The organism is Halovulum marinum (assembly GCF_009697225.1).
Taxonomy (GTDB): Bacteria; Pseudomonadota; Alphaproteobacteria; order Rhodobacterales; family Rhodobacteraceae; genus Halovulum; species Halovulum marinum.
In genome coordinates this window covers 1-19,255 of sequence record NZ_WIND01000033.1, presented here as the reverse complement: position 1 = coordinate 19,255, position 19,255 = coordinate 1, and the positions used below count along the sequence as shown (strand labels likewise).

The following is a 19,255-nucleotide window of genomic DNA, read 5'->3' as shown; positions in this document are numbered from 1 at the left end:
GATCGAAACCGACCAGCAGGGGCAGAGAGTAGCTTAAATCGCGTAGGAAACTGTCCAACGAATGGGGAGTAGCTCATTCATTCAATTTTCTTAGGCACAGATGTTCTGTGGGGCTCCCAACTCGAAGCCGGAAGCAAAGCCATTTCCGACACACACACGCGCGCACAAGTTAGACGCACATCTTTCCGCCTTCATCTATGCCTTGCATTACTAAAAAGCTTGGCCGATGCGCGCGACGAGGAACTATTATCGAACAGTAATTTATCGCGATTTCTCGTAGACCTTGAAGACGCCGCCGAAACTGAACTCGCACGAACGCTTTCAGAAATTTGGCTTGTAAAGCCAGCAGTCTATAGCCTCTCCGGCGTTCGTGCCGCGATAAGGACCCAATTGTCTAAGCTCCAGATTGTTATCGACGATTTAATTAGAGACCCAGAATCAGCCGTACCGGATTTCGTGAAGCTTCACCCCGTGTCGCCAGTGATCAACGGAATTGAGGAAACAAACGAAGCCATCGCTCAGCCTGGTCGTAAATGGGCTATACTATGTGATGAACTGGAGATTGCGCCGGCTATGATCCGGCAGGACCTATTCGAGTTATTGCGCAGTACATCGCACAATGTGATCTTTAAGCTTTCGCTGTTCCCACACACCTCCGAACTAGAAGAGCTCGACTCCATCAATGCGCCTGAGTCTGGCAACGACTACCAGGTCTTGGACCTAAGCTATCCCTATAAGGAAGCCGCCTACCCCTTTTGTAAGGATCTGTTCGAGGGGATGATTGAACAAGCCTCAGGGCCTCCGTCTGATGGTCCAGAGTATGTATTAGGCGACGGGTGGTTTGACGGAGGTCGAAGTAGTAGGCGGACTACAATATCAAACCTTAGAGCCCCGAATGGGAAAATATTTCGCCGAGCGCTCAAACTTGAAAAGCAAGACGCCGGGTTTCGGCGCTGGCTTAAAGAAAAGCGCTTTCGAATAGACGAGGTCGCTGACTTTGAAGAAAATGTGCAAGCGCAATTCCGAAAGGCAATACCATTTATTTTAACGCGAGCAGAATTTATTACATCAAAGGGAAACTTTCGTAGTCGTAAAGCGTCGACTATTTATTCCGGTCCGTTTTCCCTTTTTGCGATATCGGAAGGAAATCCTAGAATTTTTATTAACCTAATGCGGCCCGTAATTTATGAGTACATTCGAAAAAACAGCACCGTTTCTGAGGCTGTTCAAACGGCATCGATTGACGCAACGATTCATAGATACAAAGCTAGTCTCTCGGCAATCCCAACCGTCGGGAAGGACGACGTTCAATCAATAATGCAACTCGTTGACGTCATTGGTCGATTTCTTCAATCGGATCAGTTACTTGAAGATTTTCGACCAGAACCATACTCCACAATCCAAATTGACAGCGGCATATCAAAAGAGATCCGGGGGCTTGTAGGAAGAGCGATTAATGCCGGCGTTTTAATCCGTATGCCGGAGGAGCGGGGAGCGGGCTCGAATCTTGATAACCATTCGAATGAGCTAGTCGGGACCAGGTTGAGATTGGCCTATACCTTATGCCCGACCTACAAATTACCGCTAACCGTTGCTGGTCAAACGGTGAAGCTATCCACCGTACTACATACTAGAACTGCTGCGCGCCGGAGACAGCCAGAGGCATTAACGCAGTACCGTTTACCGTTTACTGTGGAGTGAGGATTGATGGATTGGTCGCAGTTGAAAATTGCAGATCTTGATCTTTTGTTGGCTGTATGTGGGTATGAAAGCCGAGCGACATTTGTGGCAGAGGAAGTATATGGGAACGTTACTCAGACGGTGATACTGGACTATGGTGCGAGAAGCGGCCTTGCTTACGATGCGAATCGCGCCAAATTCGATAAAATGAAAAACAGGATTTTTCTATCACTAGACGGAGACTATATATCTAGACTCCAATCTATAATTCAGGAAAACGCTAAACTTAAGCCAGAAAATGAACGCATTACGGTATTATTTGATGTATCATGTAGCTCACGTAGATTGATGTCTAAAGTTCTTTTGTCGCTAGACAAAACGCTGAGGGGCAGGCTTGATTTAAAATGCACTTATGCGGTCTCAAAGTATTACGAACCGCCGATCGATGAACTTCCTAGCCACATATCTGAACCAGTAGTTGGAGAACTATCCGGCTGGTCGAACGACCTTGCTCAACCACCGTGTGCAATTATTGGTTTGGGATTTGAACCTGGCCGGGCCATCGGCTGCTTGGACTATTTAGAAATTCCAGAAGTACGGCTTTTCCAGCCTTTTGGTCCTGATCCAAGATTCATAGACGCGGTTGAAACTGCTAACCAACAGTTGATCGAAGATGCTGGGCACAGACATTTACTTCCGTATTCCATTATGGAGCCAATTGACACTTACTTAAAGTTAGAATCTATGGTTTACGGCTTACTTGACAAATTTCGGCCAGTGCTGATTCCGCTAGGCCCAAAAATATTCTCAGCAACTTGCATTATATTAGCAATCCGGAATGCGCCGCAAATCTGTGTTTGGCGAACTTCATCCGGAAGTTTGGCTCAACCTTTGGATATAGAAACTGACGGTAATGTTGCGGTATTCAACGTTGGTGCAATTCACGCAAAAAGTATTGAGCCGTTGTCAAAGGCATAATGTAACAATTTCTCACGAAGTAGAATGCCAGCACTACGCCATTTTATCGTGGTCGATGTGGCTACGGAAAGCGTTCGCTTCCCCAACGTTGCGCACACTGCTTCCGGCGTGCAGCGAACTTCCATCCTCGCCGTTCTAGCCTTGGCATTTGGCCCACCCTGCCCCGCTTGCAAAGCAGCAAGTGCGGTTACCACACATCCCTGAATTCACAGGAAACAGTCCATTGGACCTATCTTTGCCACAAACGGCACCCCACAGCGCCTGCCCCCCACACCTGGCTTGCCCGTGACCTCACCGCCACACCTCTGACCTGGCACTGTGTGCTTCCACAGTGCTTCCACGGGCGCTGGACAAGAAGAAGCCGCCCTCTCGCGAAGGCGGCCAAGTTGCTGAGTATGCTTGGAATTTTGGTTGCGGGGGTAGGATTTGAACCTACGACCTTCAGGTTATGAGGCAACCCGACGGGGCCGGAATAGCTTCGTGAAATCAGCCTCTTAGGCGAAATTCACGCTCACAACGTCATTCACGTGTCGCACGGAGCAGACGCAAACCGTTGGGAACGAACGGGAATCCGATATTCTGGGGGTCATTGCCGCTCCGGAGGCCACGGGCCCGGCGCACAGGGGCGCTCGAACCACGCCCGGTCGCGCAACGCCTCGTTGTCGACGTTTCGCCATGCGCAAGGCGGCACGAAAGGTGGGCGCCCGTCGTCGAGCAGGAGGCCAGGGCCGACCCAGCCGGTAAAGTATCCGTTGCAGCCCCCGCCGGGCTTGTCGAGGCCGCTGATGTCCATCGCGTCAGAGTAGTCCACCGGCAGCCTGCTGTCGGTCTCGGCGTCATAGAGGCCGGTGAACCCGCGGTCGTACGACTGCACGAAAACGTACCGGTCGTTGAAGCAGACGAACTCCACATCGCGCGCCAGCCGGGTCCGGCCATTCTCCGCGAACAAATCCCAGCGGCCGTGGCGGTTCCAGTCGAACTCACGGCTCAACTGCAACCCATTTGGCAGTGTCACGGACTCCTGGAAACTCATCGCCCACCGCGCACCGGCGACCAAAGCCCAGAGGAGGAGGAGCCCGGCCAAACCGAGCAGCGTGTATCGGGCAAACGTGCCCGCGAGAGATCGCGGCCCGGACGTCACCGCCCACCGACCACGCCATACTCGCTGCGACCGGCGTCCTTCGTCACCTCGGCGGAGAACCGCGCCGTCCAGTTGCCGGTGATCGGATACGGCGTGCCGCCGGCCTCGATGCCGACATCCAGCGGATCCTCGAAAATGTCGCTGAACTCGAAGGTGGTCTCGCCGGTGATCCGAAGCATCGCGCCACGGTCATCCACGCGCCCGACGAAGATTCCCCGAACCACGCCGTCGCCATGCGAATATGCGACATCACCGAAATCGTACGGAGCGCCGAAGTCGTAGCTGAGCGCGCCCACGCCGGACGCGCGCGCTGCATCCGCGATCTGGTCCGCGAGGCGGCGGAACGCGCCCTCGGTCCCATCGCCATAGGCGTATTGCTCGGCAATCTCTCGCAGGTGCCCGATCTCCAGCAGCGTCACCGCGCGACCTCCACCATCATAGTAGTGGCGAAGGAAATCGCGGTCAGTCCACCGATGATTACTCGACGCGAGGCTCGTGGTGAACTCGTGAAATCCGAACTCGGTCTCGCCAGCGACGAAGGGGACCGCTTCGCAGCGGCAGTTGTAGTCATCGCTGGGATGCCCCGTGGCGGGCGGATCGGACCACGAGAACACGCGGCCGTCGTTCATCCGGTGCGACCGGCGCACGCGCTCGTCGCGCCGGGTGCGCCAGACATATTGATCCGTGATCCCGGCCTGTTTCAGCGACAGGCGGATCGGTGTTCCCCTGCGGAGATATTCGACGAAGGCCGTCCGATAGGCCTCGGTGTAGGTTATGGTCATGATGGAGGGCCTCTGCGGTCGGCCGCACGATCATCGAGGATTTGACTAAAGATCGCGTTAACCGCCCGCGCGATGCCGATCACCCCAGCAGCTTGGCCTCGACCTCGGCCATGGCGTTCTGGTGGTCGGGCGACGGGAACAGGTGGCCGTAGCGCTCCATGGTCATCTGGATCGAGGAGTGGCCAGCGAAGGTCATCACCTCCTTGATGGAGAAGCCCTGCTCGATCCAGAGCGACACCGCGAAATGGCGCAGGTCGTGCCAGCGCAGCTTCACGCCGACCTCCTCCTGCAGCTTGCGGAACCGGGACTGCGTGTTGGTGTGCTGAAGGACGCCGCCGCGCGGCGCGGGGAAGACCAGCCCAAGGTCGCTTTTCGGGCAGCGCAGCTTCCAGCGGCGAAGGGCGTTCAGCACCATCGGCCCGGCCGGGATGTCGCGATAGCCCGCGCGCGATTTCGGCTCGCCCATCTGGTTGTAGGCGTCGGCGCGCTGGCGCACGTAGATGAAGCTCTTCTCGAAATCCACGTCCCACCAGCGCAGGCCGCGCAGTTCCGAGGCGCGCAGGCCGGTCAGGGCAGAGACGATCAGGTGCGGTTTGAAATCCTCGTCGGCCGCCTCGATCAGCGCGCGGATCGTCTCCTTCGACGGCACCGGCGCCTTGTAGTCGATCCGGCTCGACTTGATCACCCGCACGCCCTGCGCGGCGTTGGTGAACAGCTGGCCGTTGTCGATGGCGTGGTCGAGCAGCAGCTTCAACACCGAGAGCGCGCGGCGGGTCAGATGCTCGGATCGGCCGTTCAGCAGCAGTCGGTCGCGGAACTCGTTTACATGGCGGCGGGTCAGCTGGACGATCAGCTTGTCCCCGATCCCGACGTCGGGAACCGTGATGTGCAACCGAACATAGTCGCTGTAGCCGCGGAGGGTGGACCGCTCCATCCGCCGCCCGGTCTTGCACCGGACCTCGCAATGGTCGAGCCACGCCTTGGCGGCGTCGGCCACGGTGATGCTCTCGCTGTCGGCCAGATAGGTGTTGTTGGCGACGAGCGAGCGGACCTTCACCAGATAGACGTCGGCATCCTTGCGGCGCGGGAACAGCTTCGAGCGGCGCTTGCCGGCCTGGTCGGTGAAATCCACCTGCCAGCGCACCAAGCCCGAGGGCAGTGTTCGCTTCCGGATCGTCGCCATCCGATTTTCCCTATTCCTGACAATGCGTTGAGCATCGTCAGCCTTCCGCATTGCCATTCTTCTTCCGGCATAGCGAGGCGAAACCGACCGCCTCGGAAGCCAGTAATGGATTTTTAGTCCGAAACCCTCTTGTGCGCCAGAGGTTTTGAACCTAAAGTCTGAAACAAGCTCAGGAGACCCCGCCGCGATGGCAAAACTCAGCGACCTCATCCCCACCCTCGCGCAGGTGCTGCCGATGCCCGAGCAGACGGTGTCGGTGATCGCGCGCGCGCTGCGGAAGGAGCGGCTGATCTCCACCGGCGGGCGCGGGCCCGGCGCGGCCGACATGACGCCCGAGGATTGCGCTCGGCTGCTGCTCGCGATCATGGCGGCCGATCAGGTGAAGGACGCGGTCGAGGTGTCGCAGCGGTTCTGGGACTTCCCCGTCGAGGACCTGCACAGCCAGGACACCATGCCCGATGACGAGCAGGACGCCTGGCTTCCGCTACCCGAAGCCATGCGGGCGCTGACGCAGGTCAGGACATTCGGGGAGATGCTGGCCGGGCTGATCGCGGCGGCGCGGGACGGTGCGCTCGATGCGGCGCTCGGCGGCGTGATGCTCCCCTTCATGAAGATCGAGGTCGAGCGGCGGTTCCATACCGCGTCCGTCTCCCTCGCCGGGTCCAGCGACGGGCTACTGCCCGACCGGACCGTGATGATCGCGAGCTTCGCGCCTCCCAAGGCGCAGCTGCGCAAGCTGATGGAGGCATCCGGATTTCACGAGGGCGGCGATGCGATGGTCACGTTCGCCGTCAGTCAGAGAACGATCATCGCGCTCGGCGCGCTGATCCGCACTTAGGAGGACAGGACATGCAGGAGCATTTGCGGGCTGGACCCGCCACAGGAGAGGTTTGCCCGACGCTGGCCGAGGATCTGTTGCGGGGCGCGGACGCCATCGCGCTCTTCGTCTTCGGCGACGCGAAGGAGCGGCGGAAGGTCTACTACTACGCCAGCGAGGCCAAGGTGCGGATGCCCACCTTCCGCATGGGCAACGTGATCTGCGCGCGGAAATCGCGGCTTCTCGACTGGATCGAGCAGCAGGAGGCCGCGCGATGAGCGACTTCCGCATCCCGCTTTCGACCGACGATCACGTTGTCATCGGCAATCGCCTCCGGGACTGCCGTGACGCGCTGATGCACGTCATGACCTCGGCGGTGCCCGGCACCCTGACCTATCAGGAGGCCGACCGGTCCCTCGCCGCACTCGACAGGCTCCGCGCCGAGCTCGAGCACGATCTGCGGGCCACCACGGCCTACGAGCGCGACCCGCGGCATCTGGCCGGCAAGGTCTACTACGGCTTCGTCCGGTTCGTCGGCAGCGGCGACGGGCCGGAGGAGCACTGGAACGACGACTTCGCCGCCTGGGTCCTGGACGGGGAGTGAGCCATGGAGGACGCCATCCGCACGACCGAAGACATGACCCGTGCCGAGACGTCGGCGGATGCGTCAACCGCGGCGCCCGCCGCCGAGCTTGAGGACCCGACCGAACTGCGCCTGCAGCTGCACCGCCACGGCTATCGCCCGGTGCCTGTGCTGGGTGCGCATGTCGCCATGAAGGCCGCGGGCAAGCGGCCGATGATGAAGGGCTGGGAGACGGTCTGCGCCAGCGCCGACGAGGCCGAGATCGCCCGCTGGACGAAGGCGCAGCGCAACTGCACCAACACGGGCCTGCTCTGCGGGACGCTGGTCGGGATCGATATCGATGTGCTCGATCACCAGCACGCCCACCGGGTGACCTGCATCGCGACCGAGATGCTCGGCATGACGCCCGCCTGCCGGATCGGGCGCGCGCCGAAGATCCTGCTGACGTTCCGGACGGACGAGTCCTTCGACAAGCTCCAGACGCCGGAGTTCCATATGCTCGACGGCACGGTGGCGCGCGTCGAGATCCTGGCGACGGGACAGCAGTTCGTCGCCTTCGGTATCCACCCGGACACGAAGGCACCCTATTACTGGCCCGAATGCTCGCCACTCGACGTGCCGCTGCACGCGCTGCCGCCAGTCACGAAGGAGCGGTGCGCGGCGTTCATCGCCGCGGCCGAGAAGTACCTGCGCAAGGTCGGCGGCTACAGCACCGCCGATCGCCGCGAAATCGAACGCGAGGGCCGCAAGGCCGCGGGGCTCAAGCGGAACCAGGCGCCGTCGCGCGAGCTGGTCGAGGAGGCCGTCGCCCACATCGCCAACGACGACCTGCCGTACGACGACTGGATCAAGGTCGGGCTCGCGCTCTACGCTGCGCTCGGACCGGAAGGCCGCGACCTGTGGGAGAGCTGGTCGGCGAGGGCGGACAAGAACGATCCGGAATACACCGCCGAGAAATGGGACAGCTTCTCGTCCGTGCGCAGCGTGACAGTGGGCACGCTGTTCTGGCTCGCACGGCAGAACGGCTGGCGCGCGGAACGGGTGGAGCGGGTGCGAACCTCGCGCGCTCGTGTTCCAGACGGCCAGGATGCCGACGATGACGACGGAGACGGTCGCCCGGTGATCCGCATCTTTGCGGGCTTCCTGCACCGGGCCGTAGACATGGCCGAGGGCGCGCTGATGCAGGCGGGGCTCGGCTACTATCAGCGCGGCAGCATGGTGGTGCGCCCGGCGATGGTGCCGGTGGCGGTCTCGGACGGGCGCACGGTCGACGCCCCCCGGCTGGTCGACGTCAAGGCGCACCACATGGCCGAGGCCTTCACCCGCGCGGCGAACTGGAAGCGGTTCGACAAGCGCGAGGGCGAGTGGCTCAGCACCGACTGCCCGCACAGGATCGCGGAGACCTTCCTGGCGCGCGAGGGCCAGTGGCGCCTGCCGGTGCTGACGGGGATCATCAACTGCCCGACCCTGCGGGCCGACGGTTCGCTCCTGGACCTGCCGGGCTACGATGCGCAGACCGGGCTGCTGTTCGATCCGCAGGATGTGCAGTTTCCCGCGCTGCCCCGCGATCCCGACCGGGACGTGGCGTTGCGCGCTCTGGCGTATCTCAAGGACCTGATCTCGACCTTTCCCTTCGTGACGGAAGGGGATCGCGCCGTCGCCCTCTCGGCCATCCTGACCGCGCTGGTGCGCCGCTCGCTGCCGACAGCCCCGCTCCACGGGTTCAACGCGCCGACGGCTGGCACGGGCAAATCCATTTTGGTGGACCTCGCGAGCTTGATCGCCACCGCCCGGCCTGCGCCAGTGATCGCGCAAGGGAAATCCGAGGAGGAAATGGAGAAGCGGCTGGGCGCAGCGCTGATCGCAGGCGACGTGCTGATCGCCATCGACAACTGCGAGGAACCGCTGGGCGGCGAGCTTCTGTGCCAGACGATGACGCAGACGAGCCTCAAGGTCCGGATCCTCGGCAAGTCCGTGAACGCCGAGGTGCCGAGCAACGCCGCCATCTTCGCCACCGGCAACAACCTCACCTTCGAGGGCGACATGACCCGCCGCGCGCTCCGCGCCACGCTCGATGCCGGGGTGGAGCGGCCCGAGCTGCGCGCCTTCGACCGCGATCCCCTCGCCATGGTGAGCGAGCGGCGCGGCGACTACGTCTCGGCCGGGCTGACCGTCCTGCGCGCCTTCCACATCGCCGGCCGACCGCAGCAGCGCGCGCCGCTCGGCTCCTTCACCGATTGGTCGCGCTGGGTCCGCGACGCCCTGATCTGGCTGGGCGAGGCCGATCCCTGCGACACGATGGAGGAGTTGCGCGGAGCCGACCCGAAGCTCGAGGCGCTGACCTCGGTCCTGGAAGGCTGGCGCGAGGTGATCGGCCTGCAACCAGCCAACGTCCGCGACGTGATCGAGCGCGCAACCGAGCAGCGACCGCAGCTCTACGGCCGCGCCGAGTTCGTGCATCCCGAGTTCCGCGAGGCCCTGCTGCGGGTCGCTGGCGAAGGCGGCGCGATCAACGGCAGGCGGCTCGGCAAGTGGATCGGATCGCACCAGAACCGGATCGTGGGCGGGCTGCGCCTGGTCAACGCGGGCGTGTCGGCAGGGTTCACGCGCTGGCAGCTGGAGCACGCGGAGCCGGGCACCGCGCCGATCAACGACGGTTCTGAAACTCTCCGGAGCCGTGCCGATGCGTAACGTTCATTCCCGATCCGTCTGGTGGGTTTGGTGGCTTTGGTGGATTTCTCCCGGCCGATATCTGTGTTTGTCGCCCGAAGTGTCAGCGACGTGGAAGGTCGCGACACATGACGCCATGCATCACGCCGCGACGCATGACGTGACAGTTTTCAGGAGCGGACCGAAACAAACCCCTGATCTCCACCAAACCCACCAGACAACTCGTGAACGGACGGCGACGCCCGGAACGGCCCGCGAGAACTTCAGAACCGCCGTTAGCCGTCGGGAACGCCGGATCGCGGGCCGCCGGGCGGTTCCTCCCGGGCCGATCCGTATGTGGGGACGCGCAGCGCATAAGCTCTCCAGCGTCAGGGGGCGGAAATGACTAAACTCGACAGCCATGAAACGAAGACCGCCTTCGCCGCGCGGGTCGGGTTGACCAAGGGGCGCATCTCGCAGCTGGTGGCCGAGGGTCTGCCGGTACGCGCGGACGGGCGGATCGACGTGGCGGTGGGGCTGGCTTGGATCGAGGACAACCTCGACCCGGCGCGGCGCAACAAGGGTGGTCCTGCCATCCCGGCTCGCGCTGCGACCACGCTGGCCGAGGCGAAGCGGCTGCATGAGATCGTGAAGGTCCAGCGCGCCAAGCTGGCCTACGAGCGCGAGAGGGGCGAACTGATCGAGACCGCCGCCGCCACGCGCACGGTCTTCGCGCGCGCGCGTGCCGAACGTGACGCGCACATGGCATGGGTCCAGCGCAGCGCACCGCTGCTCGCCGCCGAGCTTGGCGCCGATCCCCGCGCCACCTTCGCCGCCCTCGACCGGATGATGCGCGAGCATCTCGAACATCTGGCCGACCTGCCTTTGGGGAGTTTCGGCGATGGCGCCTGACATCGACCTCGCCTGGCGGCGCGGCATCCGCCCCGAGCCGCCGATCCCGGTGTCGGACTGGGCCGACCGGCATCGCATCCTGCCGCCCACCTCGGCCGAGCCGGGCCGCTGGCGCACCGACCGCACGCCCTATCTCCGCGACGTGATGGACGCGCTCTCGACCGCGAGCCCCTACGAGCGCGTCGTGCTGATGAAGGGCGCGCAGACTGGCGGCTCGGAGGCCGGGCTGAACTGGCTGGGCTACATCATCCAGAACGCGCCGGGCATCGCCATGCTGGTCATGCCCTCGCTCGACATGGTGCGGCGGAACACGACCGTGCGCATCGACCCCCTGATCGAGGCGACGCCCGCGCTGCGCGAGCTTGTCGCCGCGCCCCGCTCCCGCGACGCCGGGAACAGCCTGTTCCGGAAATCCTTCCCCGGTGGCCAACTGGTGATGACCGGGGCCAATTCCGCCGTCGGCCTGCGCTCCACGCCCGTCCGCTACCTGTTTCTCGACGAGGTGGACGGCTATCCCGGCGATGCCGATGGCGAAGGCGACCCGGTCGATCTGGCGATCCAGCGCACCGCGACCTTCCGCGGGCGGCGCAAGATCTACATGGTCTCGACGCCCACGCTGAAGGGCCTTTCCCGCATCGAGGCCGCCTTCGAGCACAGCGACCGCCGCTTCTACAACGTCCCCTGCCTCCATTGCGGCGACATGGCCCCGATCACCTGGGCGCGCATCCGCTGGCCCGAGGGGCGACGCGACCAGGCGAATCTGGTCTGCGATGTCTGCGGCGGCATCCACCACGAGCACGAGAAGCCCCGCCTGCTGGCGGCCGGGGACTGGCGCGCGACGGCCGAGGGCGACGGTCGCACCGCGGGCTTCCACCTCTCCGCGCTCTATTCCCCTTGGGAGACATGGTCCGAGATCGCCGCCGAGCATGGCCGCGTGCGCAAGGATCCCGCGCGCCTGCAGGTCTGGGTCAACACCAAGCTGGGCGAGTCCTGGGAGGACCAGGCGGGCGACACCGTTCCGGCCGATCCGCTGATGGCGCGGCGCGAGGACTGGGGCGAGGCGCTGCCCGCCTCCGTCGCCGTGCTCACCGCGGGCGTCGACGTTCAGGGCGACCGGATCGAGGTGCAGATCCTCGGCTGGGGCCGCGACGAGGAGGCGTGGGTGATCGACTACCGCGTGCTCTGGGGCGACCCGTCCGGGCCGCGCCTCTGGTCCGACCTCGACATGGTGCTGCAGGCGACCTTCCCGCATCCGGCGGGCATCGACCTGCCCGTGCGCGCCGCCGCCATCGACACCGGCGGCCACCACACCAAGATGGCCTACGAGTTCTGCCGCACCCGCCTCGCCCGCCGCATCTGGGCGATCAAGGGCCGCGGCGGCCCCGGCATCCCGGTCTGGCCGCGGCGCCCGACGCGCACGAACAAGGGCAAGATCCCGCTCTTCATTGTCGGCGTGGACGCGGTGAAGGACGCCGTCTACGCCCGCCTGCGCCTCACCGAACCCGGCCCGGGCGCGATCCACTTCCCCCGCCGCCTCGACGCCGACTACTTCCGCCAGCTGACCGCCGAGCGCGTCGTCACCCGCTTCGAGCGCGGACGCCCGATCCGATCCTGGCAACCCAAGCGCGACGGCGAGCGCAACGAGGCCCTCGACACCTTCGTCTACGCCCACGCCGCCCTGCATGGGCTCATCAGCATGGGGATGCGGCTAAACGAGGAGGTGGAGGGGGTGGCTTCGTCGGTGTCTGCGCAGCCGAGTACCGTGGTCGCACCGGTCATCCGGTCGGCGTGGATGGGCTAGCGGGCCTCGCATCTGCCCTTCCATCCGCAGGTCCCATGAGCCCTGTCTTCTCGGCCAAAGACTATCGACTGGATTACTTGAGAGCTTTCATGCTACGCAATATCTCGACAACGACACGGTCGCTGATACCACCGAGTGTGGTCGGAAAGTCAGACTGCCGTCGAAGAGTGCGAGGATGCTTGGCGAATGAAATCACATAAAGATGCCACGGAAGACCTAAGACTTCTGACAGGTGTTAGCCTGTTCTCCGGCGGTGGTATCGGTGATCTTGCCCTTCACGCAGCTGGGGTTGATGTGCTGGTCGCATCTGAACTTCTCCCTGACCGCGCGTCCGTGTTTCGTTCCAACTATCCCAATACGACAATGGTTGATGGCGATATTCGCGAAACCAAGAACCAGATCATACAAGAGGCAAAGGACCGACTTAATGGTGAGCCTCTTGACATCCTTTTCGCTACGCCCCCCTGCCAGGGAATGTCCAAGAATGGTCGTGGGAAATTGCTTCGTGGTGTTCGAAGCGGAGTGAAACCAAAACTCGACGAGCGCAATAGACTCGCGCTTGACGCTGTAGAGATCGCGTTGTCGCTGCGGCCGAAACTCGTGGTATTCGAAAATGTGCCCGAGATGCAAAATGCTCTAATTGAGCACGAGGGTCAGGTGCGCGACCTGCTTGAGCTCATCTCGGAACTCCTTGCTTCCGACTATGAGGGGCGCTGGGAGATTGTTGAGTTCGCTGATTATGGGGTGCCACAGCGGCGTCAAAGGCTGATCACGGTTTTCACACACAAGTCTGCACGGTCGGCGCACCTCAAGAAGTGGACAGTCTTACCAGCGCCCACACACTCTCAATACCCAAGCCTGTTCACTCGTCCATGGGTGACCGTGGACGATGCACTCACCGAGGTGCCGTCACTCGATGCTGCCCATGCTCGCACGGCATCACACAAGAACATCCCGTACCACCGTGTTCCGACACTTGACGACGCAAAATATTTCTGGGTCTCAAATACGCCGCCAGGAAAAGGTGCATTCGACAATCAGTGCGTAAACCCGGCCTGCGGGTTCGACAAAAATCCGACGCACGGATCAAAACACAATTCAGAAGGTATCAATCAGGCCAATCGCGATACTCCTCTGAATTGCTTGAAATGCGGCGAACTTCTGCCACGACCTTGGGTAAAAGACGGAGACGAGTATCGGTTAATGTCTGGCTTCACCAGCGCATACAAGCGCATGCGTGGCAACCTGCCAGCTAGTGCGCTGACAAGAAACCTATCCTACGCGTGCTCTGATCAGAAATTGCATCCTAGGGAACATCGGGTACTTTCACTCCACGAAGCATTTATACTACACACGGTTGATGCTTATGATTTCGTTTGGGGTCGAGACGACGGCAAGAAATTATCCGACAAGACCATTCGAGAGATCATCGGAGAAAGCATCCCCCCAATGGGCTTGGAAGCGATCTTCAAGCACCTAATTGAAACGCTGCTTGAACGCCGCTCGACGGCTGCAGCTGCTTGATTGCAGACGCCATCAGCTTCCCATTATTTCGCTTGTCAAAGAACGCCGCGTAAGAAGGCGAATTTATCACAGTCACCCATCCTTCGTACATTTTCTTGACGCCGTCGCGCGTCATAATCGAAACCGAGGTTGTACGGCCGCCGCCCTCCTTCGGCTGAACGATTCTTCCCCAATCATCTTCAACAAGATCAGCTCGATAGAACACGCCCGCGATGGTCGGACAACCTTCAATGAAATCCCAATAGATCCCGAACAGATGGTTGGTCTCTCGATGATGCGCTTTCCAATCGTATCCGGTAGCGGCATGAATACGTTGCTCTCCGATGTCTGGTTTTTCAAAGCCTCGCTTCAAGCATGCGGCTGGTGTTGGAACGCTGCCACAAGTAGCCTTGACCTCAAAGCCTCCAGTCGGAAATGGACTGAAAGGTCCCTTCTCGCGCAACCGCTTTGAAAGGGCACTCCACGCGGCACTACCATCGTCGTCCATGAGCAGTAGGTCGGGATATCCATCTTGATGCGGATTCTTCCGCAAGAGTTCAGGATGTTCCAAGATCATTGCTGCTGCAAAAACCTCACCAACAAATGCGCTCAAATTCCGCATTCCTAATATTTCAAAAACGTTCACCTCAAAAACGGCAAACTTGTCAACAATTGCGCGGGTCCGATGAACCGCCTGCTCAATTTCGTACGGCTGCAAGGCGTGGCCTCTGGGCCCCAAAATCGACGCATTAGGGTTTGTCACATAGTCAAATGCCACTGTCATTGTTCAGATCACCAATTCTTCTTCCGGAGTCCAGGTCGCGCGCGAACGTTGTTGGAAGCCAACAGATGACGCTTCTCGCTTGCTCAACCGTCGGCTCAGACCACCCAAGAACTATCAGCAGACTAGATTGAGCACAATTGCCGCTCTCCGTGGGCGACGCGCGCCGTCGTCTGGAAGCCGGGATGACAGGTTGCGGCAAAGGCGATTCCCAAACATTCCCAATAGCTTGAGGGTCCGCTTCGGGCGATTCTGCCGCCCATGCGGACCTTCCTCCATCGCCTTCTCGGCCTCGCGCGCGCTCGCGGCTTCGACGCTGCGGGTGGCGGGCGGCGTTGGGAGGGCGCGCGGACGGTCGACGGGCTGAACGCGGCGATCCTGGCGGGCGCGACCACGGCGTCGCGGCGGGCCGGGTGGTATGCGCGGAACAACCCGTGGGTCGCGGCGGCGGTGGACAGCCTGGTCGGCAATGTCGTCGGCGCCGGGATCAAGCCGCAGTCCACCCATCCCGACCGCGCGGTGCGCGAGCGGCTGCAGGCGCTCTGGCTGCGCTGGACCGATCACGCCGCCCCGGACGGGCTGGCCGATTTCTACGGGCTGCAAGCCATGGCCGTGCGCGCGATGGTCGAGAGCGGCGAGAGCTTCGCGCGGCTGCGTGTCGCCAGCGACGCCGCCACCATCCCCCTCCACCTCGAGCTTCTGGATCGCGAGCAGGTTCCCATGGACCTGCACCGCGAGATCGGTGGCGGGGCGCGGATCCGGGCAGGCATCGAGTTCGATGCCGCCGGTCGCCGGGTCTCCTATCGGGTCTTGTCCTCCCGCCCGGGCGATCCGCTGGGGTCTCTCCGCATGGACCCGCTCCGCGTCCCCGCCGCCGATTGCCTGCATCTGTTCAAGCCGCTCGCGGCGGGCCAGCTGCGCGGCATCACCTGGCTTGCGCCGGTGCTGCTGCGGCTGCATGAGCTCGACCAGTTCGAGGATGCCGCGCTGGTGAAGGCCAAGGTCGCGGCGCTGTTCACCGGCTTCATCACCGATCCCGATGGAACGGCGGGCGGGCTCTCGGGTAGCAACACCGGCGGCGCGCTGACGGTGGGCATGGAGCCCGGCAGCCTGATCCCGCTTCCACCCGGCACCGACATCCGCTTCTCGAACCCGACCGAGCACGACGCCTACGCGCCCTTCGTGAAGAACCACCTGTGCGCCGTCGCGGCGGGGCTGGGCCTGCCCTACGAGCTGGTGTCGGGCGATCTGGAGGGCGTCACCTATTCCTCGATCCGGGCCGGGCTGATCGAGTTCCGCCGCCGGGTCGAGCAGCTTCAGCACAACGTGGTCGTCCACTTGTTCTGCCGCCCTGTGTGGGAGCGGTTCGTGCGCCTGGCGGTGCTGACCGGCGACCTGCCCGCGCGGGACTTCGACAGGAACCCGGACGCCTACCTCGGCTGCGAATGGCTGCCGCCGAAGTTCGACTACGTCGATCCGATGAAGGACGTGCAGGCCGAGATCCTTGCGATCGGCGCGGGGCTCAAGAGCCGGTCCCAAGCGATCTCCGAGCGCGGCTATGACGCCGAACAGGTAGACGCCGAGATCGCCGCCGACCGCGCGCGCGCTGAGGGGCTGGGGCTCGCGTTCGGCCAGACGGCGGCAGCGCAGCAGAAGGAGGCGGCCGATGGCTGACACCGAGACAACCCGGGCATCGACGCGCTCAAACGTCGGGAACGACAACCTTTGCCTTCTGACCCGGCGTGCCAGCCTGAAGCCGCAGACGGTCAACGTTGAAGAACGCAACGTTGAAGTTGTCTGGTCCACCGGCGCGCCCGTGCGCCGCCGCGACATGGCGGGGCCATACATCGAGCGGCTGAGCCTCGCACCCGAAGCTGTCGACCTGTCGCGTTTGGAAGGCGCCAGCGTGCTCGACGCACACCGCCAGACCGCCGTCCGTGATGTGCTCGGCTCCGTCCGCAGCGCCGCCGTCGACGGCAAGCGCGGCACCGCCGTCATCCAGTTCTCGGCGCGGCCCGAAGTGGAGCCGGTCTGGCAGGACGTGCTGGCGGGCATCCTTCGCCATGTCTCGGTCGGCTACTCGGTCGAGGACTGGGCCGAGACGACCGAGAACGGCGCGCGCGTGCTGACAGCCGTGCGCTGGACGCCCCACGAGATTTCCCTGGTGCCGACGCCCGCGGACCCCGGCGCCCACATTCGCATGGAGACTGAGATGACCGACACGACCACCACCCCAGCCCCGCCCGAGACTCAGAAGGAGACCCGTGCCGAGGCCAATGCCGAGATCCGCTCCATCGCCCGCATCGCCGGGCTGGACCAGGCCTGGATCGACGGCCAGATCGACGAAGGCGCCGATCCCGACACCGCCCGCCGCGCGGCCTTCGAGGCGCTGGCGAAGCGATCCGCGCCCGCGATCCGCACCGAACAGGTCCGCGTCGAGATGGGCGACAGCCATGATGACCCGGCGCTGCGCGCACGTCAGATGGGGGAGGCGCTCTACGCCCGGATCAACCCGCGCCACGAGCTGAGCGAGCCTGCCCGGCGCTACGCGTATGCCACGCCCGTGGATTTGGCGAAGGAGCTGCTGACCCTGCGCGGCGAGTCCACCATGGCGCTGTCGCCCGCGAGCCTCGTGACCCGCGCCCTGCACACCACCTCGGACTTCCCGATCATCCTCGGGGACACGGTGGGCCGGGTGCTGCGCGATGCCTACCAGGCCGCGCCTTCCGGCATCCGCCGCCTCGGCCGCCAGACCACGGCGCGGGATTTCCGCGCGGTGAACAAGATCATGCTGGGCGAGGCCCCGCTGCTGGAGAAGCTGAACGAGCACGGCGAGATCAAGGCCGGCACGATGGCCGAGGCGCGCGAGGCCTACAAGGTCGAGACCTGGGCGCGGAAGATCGGCATCACCCGGCAGGTGCTGGTCAACGACGACCTCGGCGCCTTCTCTGACCTCGCGCGCCGCATGGGCCAGGCCGCGGCCGAGACCGAGGCGCGGATCCTCGTTACCCTGCTCGAGGCGGGCAGCGGCAATGGCCCGACGATGTCCGACGGCAAGACGCTGTTCCACGCCGATCACGGCAACAAGGCGGGCACGGGTGCGGCGATCTCCGATGCGACGCTCTCCGCGGCCCGGCTGGCGCTGCGCACGCAGAAGGGCATCGAGGATCGCACGATCCGCGTGACGCCCCGCAACCTGCTGGTCCCGCCCGCATTGGAGACCACCGCCGAGAAGTGGCTGGCCTCCATCGCGCCCGCTACGGCGGCCGACGTGAACCCGTTCTCCGGATCGCTCTCGCTGGTGGTCGAGCCGCGCCTCAGCTCGGCTACGCGCTGGTATGTGACCGCCGATCCGGGCGAGATCGACGGGCTGGAGTTCGCCTATCTCTCTGGCGCTGAGGGCCCGCAGGTCGAGAGCCGCTCGGGCTGGGACGTGGACGGTGTCGAGATCCGGGTGATCCTCGATTTCGGAGCGGGCTTCATCGACCATCGCGGCTGGTTCATGAACGCCGGGGCGTGAGCATGACCGACCTCGCCCAGCTCACCGCCTGGCGCGACGCCCTGATGGCCGCGCGCTACCGCGGCGTCCGCACCGTCGAATACGACGGCAAGCGCGTCACCTACGCGAGCGACGGCGAGATGGCCGCCGCGCTCGCGGACCTCAACCGGCAGATCGCAGGGGCGACCGACCGCATCTCGGTCGTCCGCATCCAATCCTCGAAAGGGCTCTGAGATGAAGAACTACCTCCAGAACGGCCACATCGTCCGCGTCACCACGCCGGCGGGCGGCATCGCCTCGGGCGACGCAATCATCGTGGACAGCATCTTCGGCATCGCCGCCTACTCCTCGGCCGAGGGCGACCCGGTCGAGCTCTCCACCACCGGCGTGTTCCAGCTGCCCAAGGCCAGTGCCGCGGTGCTCACCCTCGGCGCGCGCGTGGCGTGGGACAACACGGCGAAGGAAGTGAACACCCCGGCGGCGGGGCGGTTTCCCATCGGCACCGCGGTCGAGGCGGCCGGGAACGGCGTCACCAGCGTCGCGGTGCGGCTGGACGGCGTAGCGACGGCGGCGGCGTGAGGCGCAGAAAAGGCGTTGTGAACTCCAACGCCTTTTTTGGGGATGTCTTAGTCTCCAACATCCCTGTGCTGGCGCATCCTCGTCCTTCGGTTCATTTTCGCGGGAAGGGTGTTTCCAACTGCAACACCCTCGGCTCGCTCAATCGGCATGCTCGCCCTCGCGGAACGCCATGTCGGTGATTTCTCGGAGGCGGGCGCGGTAGTTGTCCAACGTCCCGACATGGCCCCAGTTCACGTCCTCCGGACTGCATCCGAAATGGTCGGCGCTGAGCGCGGCGAGGCGTTCGAGCAGATAACGTAAAGAATCTTTCGCACTTTCAGATTTGACGGCTCCTTCTACAGTGAAGGAGCGACGGGATGGACGACGA

The 19,255-nt window shown here is 63.2% G+C and carries 18 protein-coding genes; 13 read left to right on the top strand and 5 right to left on the bottom strand.

Features of this window, described 5'->3' with window-relative positions; genetic code table 11:
* Window positions 1-75 precede the first annotated feature (75 nt).
* Both GE300_RS20945 and GE300_RS20940 read left to right on the top strand, forming a co-directional pair.
* Window positions 76-1,701 (top strand): ORC-CDC6 family AAA ATPase, encoded by a 1,626-nt coding sequence (locus tag GE300_RS20945; RefSeq protein ID WP_456064540.1) that lies wholly within the window; start codon window positions 76-78, stop codon window positions 1,699-1,701.
* Window positions 1,702-1,707: 6 nt separating this feature from the next.
* Window positions 1,708-2,658 (top strand): hypothetical protein, encoded by a 951-nt coding sequence (locus GE300_RS20940; RefSeq protein WP_154449449.1) that lies wholly within the window; start codon window positions 1,708-1,710, stop codon window positions 2,656-2,658.
* Window positions 2,659-3,244: 586 nt separating this feature from the next.
* Here the strand turns inward: GE300_RS20940 and GE300_RS20935 are convergent.
* The 3 genes from GE300_RS20935 to GE300_RS20925 all read right to left on the bottom strand — a co-directional run bounded on the left by GE300_RS20935 (window position 3,245) and on the right by GE300_RS20925 (window position 5,764).
* Window positions 3,245-3,649 carry a hypothetical protein gene (locus GE300_RS20935; protein ID WP_233417266.1) on the bottom strand — a complete coding sequence of 135 codons (405 nt, stop codon included), beginning with the start codon at window positions 3,647-3,649 and terminating at the stop codon, window positions 3,245-3,247.
* A gap of 146 nt (window positions 3,650-3,795) precedes the next feature.
* Window positions 3,796-4,581, bottom strand: a complete 786-nt coding sequence (locus GE300_RS20930) for a phage minor head protein (RefSeq protein ID WP_154449446.1) — start codon at window positions 4,579-4,581, stop codon at window positions 3,796-3,798.
* Between the two features lie 79 nt (window positions 4,582-4,660).
* A complete protein-coding gene (locus GE300_RS20925) occupies window positions 4,661-5,764 on the bottom strand; it encodes a site-specific integrase (protein WP_154449444.1) in 1,104 nt (367 codons plus the stop codon).
* Window positions 5,765-5,951: 187 nt separating this feature from the next.
* Here GE300_RS20925 and GE300_RS20920 point away from each other — a divergent pair, with 187 nt between their 5' ends.
* The 7 genes from GE300_RS20920 (at window position 5,952) to GE300_RS20890 (ending at window position 14,050) form a co-directional block, all read left to right on the top strand.
* Window positions 5,952-6,602: a hypothetical protein gene (locus GE300_RS20920; RefSeq protein WP_154449442.1), complete on the top strand. Its 651-nt coding sequence runs from the start codon at window positions 5,952-5,954 to the stop codon at window positions 6,600-6,602.
* 11 nt (window positions 6,603-6,613) lie between these two features.
* Window positions 6,614-6,859 (top strand): hypothetical protein, encoded by a 246-nt coding sequence (locus GE300_RS20915; RefSeq protein WP_233417265.1) that lies wholly within the window; start codon window positions 6,614-6,616, stop codon window positions 6,857-6,859.
* Window positions 6,856-7,185, top strand: a complete 330-nt coding sequence (locus tag GE300_RS20910; RefSeq protein ID WP_154449440.1) for a hypothetical protein — start codon at window positions 6,856-6,858, stop codon at window positions 7,183-7,185. Before GE300_RS20915 ends, GE300_RS20910 begins: the two co-directional genes overlap by 4 nt.
* A gap of 3 nt (window positions 7,186-7,188) precedes the next feature.
* Window positions 7,189-9,855 carry a PriCT-2 domain-containing protein gene (locus GE300_RS20905; RefSeq protein ID WP_154449438.1) on the top strand — a complete coding sequence of 889 codons (2,667 nt, stop codon included), beginning with the start codon at window positions 7,189-7,191 and terminating at the stop codon, window positions 9,853-9,855.
* A 360-nt stretch (window positions 9,856-10,215) separates the two neighbouring features.
* Window positions 10,216-10,725, top strand: coding sequence for a hypothetical protein (locus GE300_RS20900; protein WP_154449436.1), 510 nt, complete (start codon window positions 10,216-10,218; stop codon window positions 10,723-10,725).
* A complete protein-coding gene (locus GE300_RS20895) occupies window positions 10,715-12,526 on the top strand; it encodes a phage terminase large subunit family protein (RefSeq protein ID WP_154449434.1) in 1,812 nt (603 codons plus the stop codon). Before GE300_RS20900 ends, GE300_RS20895 begins: the two co-directional genes overlap by 11 nt.
* A 186-nt stretch (window positions 12,527-12,712) precedes the next feature.
* Complete coding sequence (locus GE300_RS20890; RefSeq protein ID WP_154449432.1) at window positions 12,713-14,050, top strand: DNA cytosine methyltransferase; 1,338 nt, start codon at window positions 12,713-12,715, stop codon at window positions 14,048-14,050.
* Here the strand turns inward: GE300_RS20890 and GE300_RS23380 are convergent.
* Entirely contained in the window at window positions 13,995-14,813 is an 819-nt protein-coding gene (locus GE300_RS23380; RefSeq protein ID WP_233417264.1) for a hypothetical protein, read from the bottom strand. The genes GE300_RS20890 and GE300_RS23380 overlap by 56 nt on opposite strands.
* Before the next feature lie 258 nt (window positions 14,814-15,071).
* On the opposite strand from GE300_RS23380, the gene GE300_RS20880 reads away from it, so the two are divergent.
* From GE300_RS20880 to GE300_RS20865, 4 genes are read left to right on the top strand one after another with little or no spacing between them, the layout of a single operon-like run.
* Entirely contained in the window at window positions 15,072-16,484 is a 1,413-nt protein-coding gene (locus GE300_RS20880; protein WP_154449430.1) for a phage portal protein, read from the top strand.
* The gene (locus GE300_RS20875; protein WP_154449428.1) at window positions 16,477-18,330 is read left to right on the top strand and encodes a prohead protease/major capsid protein fusion protein; all 1,854 of its coding nucleotides are present in this window, start codon (window positions 16,477-16,479) and stop codon (window positions 18,328-18,330) included. Before GE300_RS20880 ends, GE300_RS20875 begins: the two co-directional genes overlap by 8 nt.
* A gap of 2 nt (window positions 18,331-18,332) precedes the next feature.
* Window positions 18,333-18,542, top strand: coding sequence for a phage head-tail joining protein (locus GE300_RS20870; protein ID WP_154449426.1), 210 nt, complete (start codon window positions 18,333-18,335; stop codon window positions 18,540-18,542).
* 1 nt (window position 18,543) lies between these two features.
* The gene (locus tag GE300_RS20865) at window positions 18,544-18,888 is read left to right on the top strand and encodes a DUF2190 family protein (RefSeq protein WP_154449425.1); all 345 of its coding nucleotides are present in this window, start codon (window positions 18,544-18,546) and stop codon (window positions 18,886-18,888) included.
* 138 nt (window positions 18,889-19,026) lie between these two features.
* Here the strand turns inward: GE300_RS20865 and GE300_RS23375 are convergent.
* The coding region (locus tag GE300_RS23375) for a hypothetical protein (protein WP_233417263.1) at window positions 19,027-19,255 on the bottom strand (229 nt) is incomplete at its 5' end.